15 protein-coding genes are annotated in these 13024 nt (G+C 67.6%); 4 read left to right on the top strand and 11 right to left on the bottom strand.

The genetic code is table 11. The annotated features are described in order from the left end of the window. Positions 1–368 precede the first annotated feature (368 nt). Positions 369–1142: a hypothetical protein gene (locus tag OHA70_RS31885; protein WP_328323908.1), complete on the bottom strand. Its 774-nt coding sequence runs from the start codon at positions 1140–1142 to the stop codon at positions 369–371. Positions 1143–1148: 6 nt separating this feature from the next. Further along, positions 1149–1769: a papain-like cysteine protease family protein gene (locus tag OHA70_RS31880; RefSeq protein WP_328323906.1), complete on the bottom strand. Its 621-nt coding sequence runs from the start codon at positions 1767–1769 to the stop codon at positions 1149–1151. A 194-nt stretch (positions 1770–1963) separates the two neighbouring features. Here OHA70_RS31880 and OHA70_RS31875 point away from each other — a divergent pair, with 194 nt between their 5' ends. Continuing rightward, complete coding sequence (locus OHA70_RS31875) at positions 1964–2860, top strand: hypothetical protein (RefSeq protein ID WP_328323904.1); 897 nt, start codon at positions 1964–1966, stop codon at positions 2858–2860. Between the two features lie 55 nt (positions 2861–2915). On the opposite strand, the gene OHA70_RS31870 is transcribed toward OHA70_RS31875, so the two are convergent. The 7 genes from OHA70_RS31870 to OHA70_RS31840 form a co-directional block, all read right to left on the bottom strand. Beyond that, on the bottom strand, positions 2916–3446 hold the full coding sequence (locus OHA70_RS31870) for a hypothetical protein (protein WP_328323902.1): 531 nt from the start codon (positions 3444–3446) through the stop codon (positions 2916–2918). 187 nt (positions 3447–3633) lie between these two features. Next, positions 3634–4215 (bottom strand): maleylpyruvate isomerase family mycothiol-dependent enzyme, encoded by a 582-nt coding sequence (locus OHA70_RS31865; RefSeq protein WP_328323900.1) that lies wholly within the window; start codon positions 4213–4215, stop codon positions 3634–3636. A gap of 63 nt (positions 4216–4278) precedes the next feature. Beyond that, positions 4279–5535, bottom strand: coding sequence for an RNA polymerase sigma factor (locus OHA70_RS31860; protein WP_442913849.1), 1257 nt, complete (start codon positions 5533–5535; stop codon positions 4279–4281). Then, the gene (locus tag OHA70_RS31855) at positions 5532–5873 is read right to left on the bottom strand and encodes a YciI family protein (protein WP_328323896.1); all 342 of its coding nucleotides are present in this window, start codon (positions 5871–5873) and stop codon (positions 5532–5534) included. The genes OHA70_RS31860 and OHA70_RS31855 overlap by 4 nt, the downstream gene beginning before the upstream one ends. A gap of 67 nt (positions 5874–5940) precedes the next feature. Beyond that, the gene (locus tag OHA70_RS31850) at positions 5941–6810 is read right to left on the bottom strand and encodes a helix-turn-helix domain-containing protein (RefSeq protein ID WP_328323894.1); all 870 of its coding nucleotides are present in this window, start codon (positions 6808–6810) and stop codon (positions 5941–5943) included. Positions 6811–6853: 43 nt separating this feature from the next. Continuing rightward, positions 6854–7819: a phosphotransferase gene (locus OHA70_RS31845; RefSeq protein ID WP_328323892.1), complete on the bottom strand. Its 966-nt coding sequence runs from the start codon at positions 7817–7819 to the stop codon at positions 6854–6856. A gap of 10 nt (positions 7820–7829) precedes the next feature. After that, entirely contained in the window at positions 7830–8477 is a 648-nt protein-coding gene (locus OHA70_RS31840; protein ID WP_328323890.1) for a phosphotransferase, read from the bottom strand. Between the two features lie 70 nt (positions 8478–8547). Between OHA70_RS31840 and OHA70_RS31835 the strand changes: the two genes are divergently transcribed. From OHA70_RS31835 to OHA70_RS31825, 3 genes are read left to right on the top strand one after another with little or no spacing between them, the layout of a single operon-like run. Then, positions 8548–8988 carry a MarR family transcriptional regulator gene (locus OHA70_RS31835; RefSeq protein ID WP_328323888.1) on the top strand — a complete coding sequence of 147 codons (441 nt, stop codon included), beginning with the start codon at positions 8548–8550 and terminating at the stop codon, positions 8986–8988. Beyond that, positions 8985–10208 (top strand): epoxide hydrolase family protein, encoded by a 1224-nt coding sequence (locus tag OHA70_RS31830; RefSeq protein ID WP_328323886.1) that lies wholly within the window; start codon positions 8985–8987, stop codon positions 10206–10208. Before OHA70_RS31835 ends, OHA70_RS31830 begins: the two co-directional genes overlap by 4 nt. Before the next feature lie 31 nt (positions 10209–10239). Beyond that, positions 10240–10800, top strand: a complete 561-nt coding sequence (locus OHA70_RS31825) for an NUDIX hydrolase (protein ID WP_328323884.1) — start codon at positions 10240–10242, stop codon at positions 10798–10800. Here the strand turns inward: OHA70_RS31825 and OHA70_RS31820 are convergent. Both OHA70_RS31820 and OHA70_RS31815 read right to left on the bottom strand, forming a co-directional pair. Beyond that, on the bottom strand, positions 10797–11480 hold the full coding sequence (locus OHA70_RS31820; protein ID WP_328323882.1) for a class I SAM-dependent methyltransferase: 684 nt from the start codon (positions 11478–11480) through the stop codon (positions 10797–10799). The genes OHA70_RS31825 and OHA70_RS31820 overlap by 4 nt on opposite strands. Continuing rightward, positions 11470–13017 (bottom strand): ATP-dependent DNA ligase, encoded by a 1548-nt coding sequence (locus tag OHA70_RS31815; protein WP_328323879.1) that lies wholly within the window; start codon positions 13015–13017, stop codon positions 11470–11472. Before OHA70_RS31815 ends, OHA70_RS31820 begins: the two co-directional genes overlap by 11 nt. Positions 13018–13024: the final 7 nt, after the last annotated feature.

Below are 13024 nucleotides of genomic sequence, written 5' to 3'. Positions count from 1 at the left end.
CGACGTTGCAGTCAGTGGTCCGGGCCGGCTGATCGCCGAGGCGACCCGGGTATACGGCTGCTCGATGCCCCCACCACCCTGGTCTTCGAGTGGTCGAGATGTCGGAATCCGGCGGAGCTGGCCACCGGGTGGGACCGGCCGTCGATGGCCTGTTCCAGTCGGCAAGCGCAGCTGTCACGAGGTGATCGGCGGTGCTCGAAGCGTCGCCGACGTTCGGTGCTGACCCAAGCTTAGCCGCAGACGGGTCGCGTGGATATTTCAGGGAGGTGGAAATCGGTCCGATCTTCGAATTCCCGCGAACCGGACGGGAGCGAGCAACTCGCTGGTGTCCGAGGTCAGGGAGTCTCGGACACCAGCGAGCCGGGCTGTTAAGTGGTGCGCCTGCGACGGGTGATGAGGGTGACCGACGCGAGGGCGAGTGCGACTGCTGTGCCGGCGGCGAGGATGAGCCAGGCGCCGGGGGTGGTGTCGTTCTTGGCGGTGGAGGTGGCTGAGTTGCTGGCCGTCACGTCGTACCCGCCGGCGGTGCCGTTCTTGGCGTAGGTGCTGCCGGCCTGCTTGTCCTGGTAGCGGGCGGTGACCTGCTGGCGGTACGCCGTCAGCGCGATCGGAGCGCTGCCCACCGCTTTGGTGGCCTCCGGGTTGAGGGCACGGAGAGTGCTGCCGGTGACGGCGTACCAGGCTCCGATCTGGGGTTCGATGAGGAGCTTGGCGCCCCGGGCGGCCGCTGCCATCGTCGCCTCGGTGTTGCCGCTGGCAACGTTGACCGGGTGCCAGGCGCCGGCCTGGTCGGGGGCGGTGAAGACGGTGAGCTTGTCGGTGCCCTTGGTGGCCGGCGTCGCGACGTACCAGAGGGTGCCGACGTCACCGGCTCCGGTGCGGACGAAGTCGGCGCTCAGCGCGTACACCGGGATGGTGTCCTGCTGGATGGCCAGCTTCGCGGTCGACTTGGCGGCTGCGGATCCCGGGCGCTGGGCGGCTTTGCTCAGCAGCTGGGTCGCTTCGGTCGAGTGGGCAGCGGTGGAGGCGGCTGCGAGGTCGGGGCCGGTGGCGGCCGAGGCGGTGGCGGCAGTTGCGGCGAAGGCGAGCACGGTGCCGACGAGGCCGGCTGCTGTCCGGAGTACGAGGTGCTTCACAGGCATCATGGCTCAGGCTCCGATCCGGTAGAGCGAGTGCGTCCACTGGAACTGGGAGTTGTTCAGGTACCAGTTGTAGGTCGAGTAGTTGTACCGGGGATCGCTGCCCCACGGGTTGTAGTACTCGATCGTCGAGTTGGACGTGTCGTAGCCGATGATGTCCATCATGTGACCGCCGCCGGACTTCCAGCCGATCCGGGTCATCACCGGGCGGTTGGCGTTGATCTCGGTCTGGATCGAGGCGTAGCTCAGGGTGCCGCTGATGTAGCTGCCCTGGCTGATCCCGATCGTCCGGAACGCGCGCTGGTCGTTGGCCAGCGTGGCCTGGTCGTTCGGGCAGGTGCCGTTCTGGCTGTAGCCGAAGGCCATGTTGCAGAACTGGTTCTGCGAGTAGTTGCTGCCGTAGTAGGCCGCGATGCTGTTGCCGGTGGCGGCCCAGCACCAGTTGGACTTCTGCTGGGACTGGCCGGTGACGTTCAGGTACCGGCTGGCGAGCAGCTTCGAGGCGGTGGGGGCGACGGGAGTGACCGGAGCGGCGGCGGACGCGGCGGGGGCGAGCGGCAGGAGTGCCGCCAGGCCGACGATCGTTGCCGCGAGCCACGACCTCGTACGGGGTGTGCTGACCCTCCTCATAGGGGGCCTCCTTCACTGGGGCGGTGAGGGCACTCATCGTGATCACTCCGTCACGTCCGGACAAGCGCTGATTCCGGCGTTGCGCGGGGGTGTGAACGGCAGACACGCGGTGAACGGCAAGCGGCCAGCAACAGCCCGGCCCGGTTGTGAACGTTTACACTGACGCCGACCCGGCCTCGGCAAGGGAGCGGACGATGACGGAAGCGCGGATCCACGTTCCGGACGTGGGCCCGGAAGCGCCGTTCGCTGATGCGCTCCGGGCGGCGATCGCCAGCCGCGGACTCGCCCTGAACCGGATCCAGGCCCGGCTCGCCGATCGCGGACTGCATGTCGGCGTCGCCACGCTCAGTACCTGGCAGAACGGCAGCCGCCATCCGCGGCCCGGTTCGCTCGCCGTCGTGACAGCGCTCGAGGAGCTGCTCGAGCTTCCGGCCGGCTGGCTCGCCGTCCGGGTGCCGCCCGCCACCGAGGCGCCCACTCGCCCGTACGCCGTGGTCGCCAACGCGTCGACCCTCATCCGGCTGCTCGATGAGGTACGCCGGGAAGCGCACGGCCGGCTGCGCAGTATCACCGTCGTCGAGGAGATCGGCATCGGGGCGGACCGCAGCATGACCTCGAAGCGGGTGATCCAAGCGCTGGTCGCGGTCAAGGACGTGGACCGGCTGATCGTCGTCCACCAGGGCGAACCGGGCTGCGATGCCCAGGACATCGTGCCGCGTGGATTGGCGGGTTGCCGCACGGGCCGGGTGGCTCGCGACCCTGAGGATGGCGCCGTGCTTGGCGAGTTGCTGTTGGATCGCACGCTCCTCGTCGGGGACACGGCTGTCGTCCACTACGAGATCGCCGATCGGAACGGGATTCCTTCTACCCAGTACTTCCGCTTCCACGAATGGGCTGGGACGCATCACGTGCTGGAGGTCCAGTTCCACCGGGAGGCGATGCCGGTCCGGGTGACCGAGTTCCGTCGCCACCATTCCGGTGGGCCGGACGTGCTGCGGCGCGAGCTGATGATGACCCCCGACGGCCGCGTGCACGTCGTCGTACCGGCTGCTGATCGGGGTGTCGTGGGGATCGACTGGGAGTGGGACTGACCCGCAGCGTGCGCTTCCTCGGGGAGGCGCACGCCGCTTTGTTGGGTCGGGTTGGTCAGCCGCAGATGGTTGTTCGCATGACGTCGGCGGGGCTGGCCCACGAGGCGCATCCGTCGCCGGAGTGGCCGTACCAGTCGTGTCCGAACTCGTGTGCCGCGAGCAGGGCGACCTGGCCGGTCGCCGTCGGGACGAGGGTGATCCGGTCGCCCGCGTTGTAGTTGCAGCCGATGATCGCACCAGTGGCGCCACAGTCGGTGATGTAGGTGGTCTGGCAGGACACCGGGGTGCCGCCACCTTCGCTCAACTGGTTCCAAGCGGTCGCGCCCTGGCGGATCTCGCCGGCCCACTGGTTACAGGAGGCGGTCAGGTAGTACTGGCGGGCGGTGGGGACATCCCACCCGGTGATCTTCGGCGGTACCGCCTGACCCTTGCCTGGCACAAACCTCACGCCGTCGGGCGCAGGTGCGGCCTGTACTGCCGTGGGCTGGTCAGGCGTCGGCGCTGCACTGGCGGCGGGGATGGAGCCGAGCACTGTCGCCGCCACTGCCGCGAACAAGAGTGCCACTCGGGATACGGTCGATTTCATCGAGATCGTCCTTCCGGTCCTCACTACACGGAATGGACCTGGCCGTTGCCAGGCACTGTCGACCACCCGCGAACATTCGGCGGAACGGGCGGCGGTCAGCGCTGGCAGGCGCGGATGACAACCTTGTCAGGGGCGGTGACGTGACAAATAGTTGTGACTCGATCGCTGACTGTCAACCCCCGAGGGCTTACTTACCCTTGGCAAGTCGGCCGCAGACCTTGAGGAGGAGGTCTTGGGCCGGGGCTTCGAAGGGCGTGCCGGTGCCGTAGGTCCAGTCGAGGTCGGTGGCTTTGAGTTGCGTGCCGGTGAGGTCTACGCCGAAGTACTTGAGGTGTTTGGGGGAGAGGCCGCCGAGGACGATGCGCATCCGTTCGGGTGGGACCGTGCGGTCGATGCCCAGTGCAACGGTGATGTCGAGGCCGTGGATCACGTCGTGGGACAAGGCGCCTTCGAAGCCGCCGCCTGGTGGCTTCCATGGATGGTCGACATTGGCCGCTAGGCAGTCGGTGAGCTCGGCAGTGCTGAGTTCGGCGGCGTCCCGGCGGGCGACGCGGTCGGACATGGTGTTGAACTGACCGCCCGACTTGGCCAGCTCGAGCAGGAACCGGGAGGTCGAGTAGCGGTAGGGCATGGTCAGGTGGGCGACGACCTCGCGGGTTCGCCAGCCTTCGCATAGGCTCGGTGCGTCCCATTGGTCGCTCGGCAGTTCCTTGAGCAATGTGGCCAGTTCGTGACGTTCCGCCGCGATCAGTTGCCTGATGTCGGTCATTCTTCGCGTCCTCTCGTCCATCGGTCATCTCACCGACGAACGGGACGGGCCCAGGCGGACAGGTCAGGGGGTGGTTTCTTCGATTCTTCTCTGCAGGAAGGCGCGTTCGGCGTCGGTGGTCGCCCGGGTGACGGCCTCGCGATAGGCGGTCGCGGCCTCGGTGAGGCGGCCGGCGCGGCGCAGCAGGTCGGCTCGGGTGGCCGGTAGTAGGTGATAGTCAGCCAAGGTGCCTGAGGCAACCAACTCGTCGACGAGGAGCAGGCCCGCTGCTGGACCTTCGGCCATTCCGATCGCGACTGCCTGGTTGAGTTTGACCACCGGCGTCGGGACGAATCTCGTCAGCTGTGCGTACAGACCGGCGATCTGCGGCCAGTCAGTGTCCTGGGCTGTTTGGGCGGTCGCGTGACAGGCGGCGATGGCAGCTTGGATCTGGTACGGGCCGGGCTCGCGGCGTCTGAGGGCGGTCTCCAGCACTTCGATGCCTAGGGCAATGGTCTCGGCGTCCCAATGAGCCCGATCCTGTTCCTCCAAAGGGATCAGCTGTCCGGTGTCGTCCTGCCGGCTGGCCTGGCGGGCGTCGTGGAGGAGCATCAATGCGAGCAGGCCGGAGACTTCGGGTTCGTCGGGCATCAGGTGGGCGAGCACGCGGGTCAGGCGGATTGCTTCGGCGCTGAGATTCCGGCGTACCAGGTCTGCGCCGGCGGTTGCGGTGTAGCCCTCGTTGAAGAGCAGGTAGAGGACGGCGAGCACGGCGGGGGTGCGCTCGGGCAGGAGTTGCGCGGGCGGTACGCGGTACGGGATCGCAGCGTTCTTGATCTTCTGCTTGGCCCGGCCGATCCGCTTCTGCATGGTCTGCTCGGGGATGAGGAACGCGCGCGCGATCTCGGCGGTACTGAGCCCCGCGAGTGTCCGCAGCGTGAGCGCGACCCGCGCCTCCAACGCCAGCGCCGGATGGCAACAGGTGAACATCAACCGCAGCCGGTCGTCCGGCACAGCATCGTCGTGCTCGTCTGAATGATCCGGTACTACGTCCTCCGCCATCGCGGCCACCTCTCGCAGCTTGGCAGCACCCACCGCCTCACGCCGCAGCCGATCGATGGCCCGATGCCGAGCCGTCGTGGTCAGCCACGCCCCCGGCCTGCCCGGCACCCCGTCCCGCGGCCACCGCTCCAACGCCACCGCGAACGCATCCTGCGTGCACTCCTCCGCAAGATCCCAGTCCCCGGTCACCCGGATCAGGGTCGCGACAACCTGCCCCCACTCCTCCCGAAACGCCCGCCCAACAACCGCCTCAATCGGCTCGCGGTCTCGTGAGGTCACTGGACGTCGGGCGTCGGTCCGTCGATGACTGGGCGGATCTCGATCGTGCCGTAGCCGGCCGCAGGGTGTTTCGCGGCGATCTCGATCGCCTCGTCGAGGTCGGCGCACTCGATCAGGACGAAGCCACCGACCACTTCCTTCGTCTCGGCGAACGGCCCGTCGGTCAGCAGCACCTCCGCGTCACGCACCCGCACCGTGGTCGCGTCAGTGGCCGGTGCCAACCCTGCACCACCTCGGACGACGCCGCGCCGCTCCATCTCCTCGGACCAGCCGCCACAGCCGTCGTTGGCGTGCTCCGCGGCGGTCTCGTCGCCGCAGATCATCAGTAGGTACTTCACCTAAGACCTCCTTACACCCGACCGACGAACGGCAACGGTCCAGACGGACAGCTGCTTCTCCAGAAATCTAGCCGAGTTGCTCGAGGATCTCCGCGATCCGCGCCTCCGCCTCCTGCGGCGGGGGAGCGGAGACAGTCAGGCTGTCGAACACGTGGGTGTAGGCGTCGAGGTCGTCGCGCTTGTCGAGATACAGCGCGCTGGTCAGTTGCTCCAGGTAGACCACGTCGGGCAGATCGGCCTGCGGAAAGCGCAGCACGCTGAACGCACCCGCGGTCGCCGCATGCCCGGGGCTGCCGAGCGGAATGACCTGCACCGTGACGTTCGGTCGGTGGATCGCCTCGATCAGCGCGACCAGTTGCTCCCGCAATACGCGGGTCCCGCCGATCGGCCGGCGCAGTACCGATTCCTCGATCACCGCCCAGAGCCGCAGTGGCGGATCGCGGTCGAGCACCTCTTGACGGCTCTTGCGCAGGGCGACGACGCGGTCGAGCTCTTCCGTCGACCGCTCGGTCCCAGAGGTGAGGGCTGCGACCGCTCGGGTGTACTCCGGTGTCTGCAGCAGGCCCGGCACGAACTGCACCTCGTACGTCCGGATGAGGTCCGCGGCCGCCTCCAGCCCGAGGTAGGCGTCGAACCAGTCCGGGGTGACGTCGTGGTACCGCTGCCACCAGCCGCGGTTGTTCGCATCGCGGGCGAGCTGGACCAGCCGCTCGCGCTCCTCGGGCTCGGTCACGGAGTACAGGGTGAGCAGATCCTCCACGTCGCGCACCTTGAAGCCGACCCGGCCGAGCTCCATCCGGCTGATCTTCGACTCCGAGGACCGGATCGCCCAGCCCGCCTCCGGCCGGGTCACGCCGGCACGCTCGCGCAACCGCCGCAGATGCGCTCCCAACATGATCCGCAACGCGGTGGGCCCCGCCTCACTCCGCCCAGCCATACCTCGATTCTACAGCATTATCGAACATATGTTCCCATCGGTTTCATTGGACGGCAGCAGCCCACCCGGCGGGGTCGTCGCCGGCGGGGATGGACTGGATTCCGCGCAGGAGCGTGACGGCCCGGAGCCAATCGTGTTCGAGGGCGGTGAGTGGCCGTACGGATTCGTACCCCTCGAGAAGGATTGTGCGGACGCTGACCGGAGTCGGCTGCCACTTGGTGAAGCGGGTGGCCAAGAGGACGAGGCAGTTCGCGAGGTCGCTGACGCAGTAGTCCGTGCCGACCTCGTCGAAGTCGATGACGGCGAGGACCTCCGAGCCAGCCGTGAGGATGTTCGACGACCGGTAGTCGTTGTGGATGAGCTGCGGCTCGACGTCGATCGGCTGCAGCGACGCCAGTTGGTCGCGCAGTCTTGCTGAGGCAGCCGGTGCGAGTCCTGTGTCCCTGTGCTCGAGCCAGCCCTCAATCCGCTGGCGCAGATCCAGGGGCAGGTCGAAGCGCACGCCCGCCAGGCGGTCGTCCCGATGGCTGGCCAACGCTCCGTGCAACCTGGCCAGACAAGCGCCGGCTTGATAGACGGCGGTCTCATCGGTTGTGTCGAGCAACTCGCCGGCTACCTGCGGTTGCACCGTCATCGACAACGGCCTTGAACCGGAATGAACAACCATGCGGTACCGACCGTCGATCGACCGCAGCGGCGCCGCCACCGGGACGCCTTGATGATGTAGCGCTTGGAGTAGGTCCGCGACGGCGGTGAACCTCTCGAACAGGTCCTGGGCGCGAGACCACTTCGCCACCAATGCTCCCTGATCCGTACGGACCCAGGCGATGGCGTTGTTGTCGCTGATCAGGATCCGGTCGCAGGCCTCCACGTCGAGAGCCCAACTCTCGGCCAGCACCTTGGCTAGCCAACTTGCCGCGTCATCGAAGCTGTCGAGTCCGAACCTGTCCCGCAACGCCTGCCGCGGCTCGACCGATTCCCACAGCATCGACAGTCCGGTTGGAAACATCTACCGGAGTTTAGTAGTCCCCGGAGACGCCCAGCTCGGTGTACCGCGTGAGCTGTGGATCATCCGGGTCGCCACCGGCCAGTACGACGAATTCGCGCGCCGCCGCTACTCCGCCGTACTGCGGATTGAGCCCGCCGGCCAAACTCCGGTACATCAACGCGTAATCGACGTACGGCTCGCCAAGCCCAAGCCGACTGAGATCGAGCAGCCCACTGAAGCGCAACGTCACCGGGTCGACGAACACATTCGGCGCAGTGAAATCGCCATGCGTCACGGCACCCCGCGACCCCGGGTAAGGCGAATCGAACGGACACTCGGTCAGCGCATGCAACTGCGTGATGCCATCAGCCACAGCCGCCAGTACTGCGGGACGCTCGGCGGCAGGCCATGGCTGGGACGCGTCCCGGCCGGCGAGCTTCGTGGTGAGCATCCACTCGCCCTTCTCGTCGTCGCCACGCTCGAGGATTCGCGGGCACGGGATGTCCGTCGTGCCGAGCCACCCAAGCCGATCGGCTTCCGCGCCGACGTCCGGGCCGCCTTTGTAGTAAAGGGTTTCACCGGCTCGTACCAGCCGGACCACAGTCGCGTCGGAGTAGCCGAGGTCGATCGGCTCGGCGTCTTCGCTGCCGAAGCGCGTCATCAAGGTCTGCAGATCCACCTGCCGAAGCCTACGGCCGAGGACCGGAATTAGATGAGAAACTTATCTAAGATTCTTATACAGTTGCCGCGTGAGACAAGAGCTGAGTATCGGTGAGCTGGTCGAGGTGATGGGGGAGTTCACCCGGATGAACATCCGGTTGCCCGCCATCCAGCGGCTGAGCTTCACGACGCTGTCCGTCCTGCACACGTTGGCCACCGTCGGGCCTCAGCGGCTCAGCGAGTTGACCGCGAGTGAGCAGGTCACGCAGCCGGCGGTGACGCAGATCGTGACCAAGCTCGAGCGGGACGGGCTGGTCGAGCGGCGCGCGGATCCGTCGGACGGGCGGGCGGTTCTCGTGCACATCACCGCGGCGGGAGCGGCGGTCGTACGCGGCCGTCAGGAGGAGCGGATGGTCCGGTTGACCGAGCTCGCCGAGCAGCTCACGCCTGCCGAACGGTCCAAGATCCAGGCCGCGCTGCCCGCGCTGACGCGCCTGGTCGAAATCCATCGAGCATCGGGTGAGGAATGAACGACTTTCCCTTGGAAGCAACGCCGATCCACGTCCCGGATGAGGTACTCGACGATCTTCGCCAGCGACTGGCGCTGACCCGTTGGCCGGCCGATGTCGGCAACGAGGACTGGTACTACGGGGTGCGCCGCGACTATCTGCAGGAGCTGGTCGAGTACTGGCGTACTGAGTACGACTGGCGGAAGGCCGAGGCGGCGATCAACGCCTATGAGCACTACCGCGTCGAGGTCGATGGCGTACCGGTGCATTTCCTGCGCAAGCCTGGCATCGGGCCGAACCCGGTGCCGTTGATCCTCACGCATGGCTGGCCGTGGACCTTCTGGCACTGGTCGAAGGTGATCGAGCCGCTGGCCGATCCGGCGGCGTACGGCGGTGATCCGGCGGATGCGTTCGACGTGATCGTGCCCTCGTTCCCCGGCTTTGGGTTCTCGACGCCGTTGCCGGACAACCCGGACATGAACTTCTGGAAGGTGGCCGACCTCTGGCATGAACTCATGACGGGGACGCTTGGCTACTCGAAGTACGCGGCGGCCGGGTGCGATGTCGGTGCGTTGGTGACGGGGCAACTGGGCCACAAGTACGCCGATGAGCTGTACGCGATCCACATCGGCTCGGGGCTGAAGCTCGACCTCTTCAGCGGTGACCGCGGCTGGGACCTGAGCGGTGGCAAGCCGATCCCCGAAGGCTTGCCACCCGAGGTTCATGCGCGCATCGTCGAGCTGGAGAAGCGGTTCGCGACCCATCTCGCGGTGCACGTTCTCGACCCGAGCTCCCTCTCGTACGGTCTGTCCGACTCGCCGGCCGGGATGCTCGCGTGGATCCTGCAACGCTGGCGCAGCTGGAGCGACAACGGCGGCGACCTGGAGACCGTCTTCAGCAAGGACGACCTGCTCACCCACGCGATGATCTTCTGGGTCAACAACGCGATCGGTACGTCGATCCGCACCTACTCCAACAACAACCGCTACCCGTGGACGCCGTCCCACGACCGCCACCCCACGATCGAAGCCCCCACCGGCATCACCTTCGTCGCCCACGAGAACCCACCCGGCATCACCACCGACCGCCGGGTCCAGCACTTCCTCGACAGCGACCGAGCCCCTTGGTACAACCACGTCAACCTGACAGCCCACCCCGCCGGCGGCCACTTCATCCCCTGGGAACTCCCCACCGAATGGACCGCCGACCTGCAAAACACCTTCCGCCCGTATCGTCCCTGAACTGTCGGCCTCGCCTGGAACACTCCGCCGCATGAAAGCGTCGGTCCGAACCATCCACCAACTCGTCACCCAGCTCGAACCCGTCGACGCTCTCGAGTCGGAGCATCGCGACCAGGTTCTGCGCTGGCTGGAAGGCACCGACGATGTCTTCCGTCGGCAGAAGCCGGCGACTCCAGGAATGCATCTCGTTTCGTACGCGGTCCTGTCGGATCCGCAGGACGGCAGCAGTCTGCTGGTCGATCACCTCAACGCCCGCCGATGGTTGCCACCGGGCGGCCATGTCGAGGTCGACGAGCATCCTGCGGACACGGCAGCCCGAGAGGTGCAGGAGGAGCTTGGGGTCACAGCAGTCTTCGCCGACCCGGCGAAAGCGCCGGCCTTCGTGACGGTCACCGAGACGGTGGGGATCGATCACGGGCATACCGACGTGAGCCTCTGGTTTGTGCTGCATGGGTGGCGAGGCATGCCGATGACCGTCGACCTCACCGAGTTCCGCGCAGCGCGATGGTGGACAGCAGGCGAGATCGCCGCGGCTGGCCCGGATGTGCTGGACCCGCACTACCAGCGGTTTATTGGGAAAGCCTTCGGCTAGTCGCGGAGGTACTCGGCTCGCCACCGGTAGAGAGTGGGGTCGTTCGGGCTGGGGCTGCGGTCTAGTTGGATGAGTTTGAGGTCTGAGGTGGTGAAGGCGTCGATGGCGGCTCGGGTCAAGGGCCATGGCGGGCCTTCGACGGAGGAGTCGGGGGCGTTGTCGGCGCGGGCGGCTGCGATGACGACCAGGGTGCCGCCGGGGCGGACGAAGTCGGCGACGTGGGCGGTTGCCTCGGGTTGGAGGGGGATCGGCAGGGCCTGGACGGTGTAGATCTCGACGACCAGGTCGAAGGCGCGGTGCCACTCCGGCGGCGGGTCGAGGAGGTCGGCCACTTCGTATGTCGCCTTGGAGTCCGGGTGGTTCTGCTCGGCGGTCTCGACAGCCGTCGGCGAGATGTCGAAGGCTGTCGTGTCGTAGCCCTGGTCAGCGACGAGCTCCGCATCCCAGCCGGTACCCGCGCCGACGACGAGCGCCCGCTGGCCGGCGCCATGGGGGTCGGCGGTCTCGACCCAGTCGACCAGCAGCGGGTGCGCAGTACCGCGATCCCACGGGACGACGGCAGCACCCTCCGACGCAGCGGAGTACAGGCGCTCGAACCACCCGGTCGGGTCGTCCTGCTCCAGTGACTCGTGAGCCAGGCGGCGGGACGCGAGGTCGGGGTCGATGGGGTCACTCGTCATCGGTGGGTCCTTCGCTGGGTTGGTGGATCGCCCGAACAGCCTGCACAGTGTCCACCTCGGCCGGGGTCTTGTCGTCGCGATAACGCAGCACCCGGGCGAAGCGCAACGCCATCCCGCCCGGATACCGCGGCGAGGTCTGGACGCCGTCGAACGCGATCTCGACCACGATCTCCGGCCGCAGGTAGACCGTGTAGTCGTCGCGACTCGCCTCGATCTCCTGGAACTTCTCGGTCTGCCAGCGCAGCAGCTCGTCGGTCAGCCCCTTGAACGTCTTGCCCAGCATCACGAACTCGCCGGTCTCCTCGTCCCGCGCGCCCAGATGCAGGTTCGACAACCAGCCGGTACGTCGGCCGTGCCCCCACTCCGCCGCGAGCACGAGCAGGTCGAGCGTGTGCGTCTGCTTCACCTTGACCCAGCCGGACCCACGCCGGCCCGCCTCGTACGGCACCGACAACGACTTCACCATCACGCCTTCGTGCCCGCGCTTCACCGCATCCGTGAAGAACGCCTCACCCGCCTCCGCGTCGGCCGTGACGAACCGCGGGATCCGCCGCTCCTCGGGCACCACCTGGCTCAGCCACTCGTGCCGCTCGGTCGAGTCGAGCCCGAGCAGGTCGTGGCCGTCGAGGTGCAGGATGTCGAAGAAGTACGGCGTGAGCGGCACTGCCTCGGGCCCGGTCGCCGCCCGCGTCGCGGTACGGGAACCCGTGACCTGGAAGGCTTCCGGCCGCCCGTCCGGCCGCAGCGCGATCAGCTCACCGTCGAGCACGATCTTGTCGGCCTTGAGCTCGAGCACGGCACCGACCACCTCGGGCACCCGGCTGGTGATGTCATCGAGCGTGCGGGTGTAGACCACCACGTCCGATCCGTCGCGGTGCACCTGGATCCGGATCCCGTCCAGCTTCCACTCGATCGCCGCCGGCGACCCCGTCTTGGCGAGCGCCTCGGCGATACTCGTCGCCGACTGCGCGAGCATCGGTTGCACCCCGCGCCCGACCTCGAGCCCGAACTGGTCGAGCCCCGCCTCACCCTCGGTCAGCACCGCGACCGCCACCGGCGCCGCCGCCCCGCGCAACATCGTCGCCGCCCGGATCTTCTCCAGCGGGATCCCGGTCGCCTTGCCGACGGCATCGGCCATCACCCCGTCGAGCGCGCCTTGTCGCAGCTCGCCACTGACCAGCAGCCGCAGGAATCGCTGCTCGTCCTCGGTCGCCCGCCCGAACAGCGCATCGACCGCCTCCCGCCGCCTCGCCTGCGACCCCGCGCCGGCGAACTCGGACAGCTCGGCGAAGGCCTGGTCGACCTCCTCGATCGTCAGCGAAGGCTCCGCGGCCGGTGCCGGCGCGTCAGCGAGGGTCCGCCAACCCACGCCCGTCCGCCGTTGCCGCAGCTCGCCGGACAGGTACGTCACGACGATCTCGGTCTCCACCGCCTCGGTCGCGGTGGAGAGCAGGGTCGCGATCAGGTCCGCCTTCGCCCGGCGCGACCTGGTCTGACTCAGCGAGGTCGAGGTGGCGACCACATCTGCGAGCAACATGCGTCCA

This window comes from Kribbella sp. NBC_00382, assembly GCF_036067295.1.
GTDB lineage: Bacteria > Actinomycetota > Actinomycetes > Propionibacteriales > Kribbellaceae > Kribbella.
Note: the sequence above shows the minus strand (reverse complement) of the source record. Positions and strands in the feature narration are given on the sequence as shown.

What these genes read in the sequence shown, in the direction of transcription:
- OHA70_RS31885 (WP_328323908.1), bottom strand. Translation starts at nt 1,142, where the DNA reads ATGCCTGTGAAGCACCTCGTACTCCGGACAGCAGCCGGCCTCGTCGGC.
- OHA70_RS31880 (WP_328323906.1), bottom strand. Translation starts at nt 1,769, where the DNA reads ATGAGGAGGGTCAGCACACCCCGTACGAGGTCGTGGCTCGCGGCAACG.
- OHA70_RS31875 (WP_328323904.1), top strand. Translation starts at nt 1,964, where the DNA reads ATGACGGAAGCGCGGATCCACGTTCCGGACGTGGGCCCGGAAGCGCCG.
- OHA70_RS31870 (WP_328323902.1), bottom strand. Translation starts at nt 3,446, where the DNA reads ATGAAATCGACCGTATCCCGAGTGGCACTCTTGTTCGCGGCAGTGGCG.
- OHA70_RS31865 (WP_328323900.1), bottom strand. Translation starts at nt 4,215, where the DNA reads ATGACCGACATCAGGCAACTGATCGCGGCGGAACGTCACGAACTGGCC.
- OHA70_RS31850 (WP_328323894.1), bottom strand. Translation starts at nt 6,810, where the DNA reads ATGGCTGGGCGGAGTGAGGCGGGGCCCACCGCGTTGCGGATCATGTTG.
- OHA70_RS31845 (WP_328323892.1), bottom strand. Translation starts at nt 7,819, where the DNA reads ATGTTTCCAACCGGACTGTCGATGCTGTGGGAATCGGTCGAGCCGCGG.
- OHA70_RS31830 (WP_328323886.1), top strand. Translation starts at nt 8,985, where the DNA reads ATGAACGACTTTCCCTTGGAAGCAACGCCGATCCACGTCCCGGATGAG.
- OHA70_RS31825 (WP_328323884.1), top strand. Translation starts at nt 10,240, where the DNA reads ATGAAAGCGTCGGTCCGAACCATCCACCAACTCGTCACCCAGCTCGAA.
- OHA70_RS31820 (WP_328323882.1), bottom strand. Translation starts at nt 11,480, where the DNA reads ATGACGAGTGACCCCATCGACCCCGACCTCGCGTCCCGCCGCCTGGCT.
- OHA70_RS31815 (WP_328323879.1), bottom strand. Translation starts at nt 13,017, where the DNA reads ATGTTGCTCGCAGATGTGGTCGCCACCTCGACCTCGCTGAGTCAGACC.